At 45.1% G+C, this 1,452-nt stretch carries 2 protein-coding genes; both read right to left on the reverse strand.

Going from position 1 to position 1,452, the window contains the following annotated elements:
* Positions 1 to 686, reverse strand: a 686-nt coding sequence (locus AC1DSE_RS35220) for a uroporphyrinogen-III synthase (RefSeq protein WP_477529117.1), incomplete at its 3' end; no start/stop codon positions are given.
* Between the two features lie 96 nt (positions 687 to 782).
* A partial coding sequence (locus tag AC1DSE_RS35225; RefSeq protein WP_477529118.1) for an AI-2E family transporter occupies positions 783 to 1,452 on the reverse strand: 670 nt, incomplete at its 5' end.

Raw genomic sequence — 1,452 nt, forward strand, 5'->3', positions numbered from 1 at the left:
ACGATATGCTGATTAAAGATGTTCAACAAAAGCTCCTTGCGGCCCGATTCGATTGCATGCTTGAACAAATAGTGCACCTGCACCGCAGTCGTGAAGCAGACCGTATCGACCGTGCCGGCAGAAAGCTCGCTAAGCAGCAGCTCGACTGTAGCAGCATCCGGCGGAACATGCTTATAGGGCAGCACCGCTTCTACTTGCGAAGTACCCTTATTTTCGAGAAAACGCACTAGTTTCGGAGCTGGCTCGCCATGAAGCTGTATCCACACCCTTTGCCCTTCAAAATCAAAGGCTTCGAGGTTTTCTATGAGTCCATCCATCGTTCCATCATCCGTGCTAACGATCGCTTTCAGGTCTGAACGTTTAAGAAATGCAGACGTTTTGTAGCCTCTTGTCGCAATTTTCGCCTCAGCCAGCCTACCAAGCACCGCTTGTTTAATGCCGATGCTGTCGGCTGTGTTGACGATCTGATCCGATCCCATGCCTGTCGTCAAAATAACCCAATCCGCGCCTTGCTCAGCGAAGTTTCGCAATGGCTCTTCCAACAGCGCTTCATCAAACATCGTCAAGCCTTGAAGCGAACGCACAATTGGAACGCCGCCTTGTTTTTCAATAACCATGCACATCTCATCCGTTTTCCGAGATCCAGCAATTACGATTTGTTTCCCTTGCAATGCGTTTATCCCCATCGTTATCAAGCCACCGTACTTTCGGTAAATTTGCCTTAGCCGACGTCATTATAACAGATGATGCCATAATACGCACCCATTATGTGACAATCTCAGTTAAGCATTTTCCCATTTCTGCTTGAAGAACAGCTCGTAAACTTTGCTATAAACGATTTTCAAAATCATATACACCGGAATAATAAGTAGTATGCCTAAAATTCCTGCAATATCTCCGCCCATGAGCACCAAGATGATCGTCGTCATCGGATGAATATCAAGCTGCTTCCCGAAAACATAGGGCGATATAAGATTATCCTGAATTTGCTGCGCTACTGTAATAATGACAATAGACCAGATCGCGATTGACGGCGCTTCGATGAAGCCGATGATGACAATCGGGATGGAAGATAGGAATGATCCGATAAACGGAATAAAGTTCAAGATGACGGCAACTACGGTCAGCAGCATCGCATAAGGCAAATCAATAATTAGAAAACCTACATACATGAGAACTCCGAGTGCTACATTCACGATAACTCTGCCAACGATAAAGCTGCTGAGCATATGATCGATATCGTCCATGACCTCTTTACCGTGGATACGGAACCTTTTGGGTATAAAGCTTACAATTTGTTCACCAAACTTCCCGCCTTCCTTCAGCATATAGAACAGTAGAATCGGGAACGTTATGAGCACAATCGCGAAATTTGAGAAAAAAGAAAAGAGCCCGGTCAAATATTCTGTAAATACCGTAAAGCCTTTGTTCAAATACTCCGTAAGCTTAGAT

This window comes from Paenibacillus sp. 01L418 (assembly GCF_056400045.1).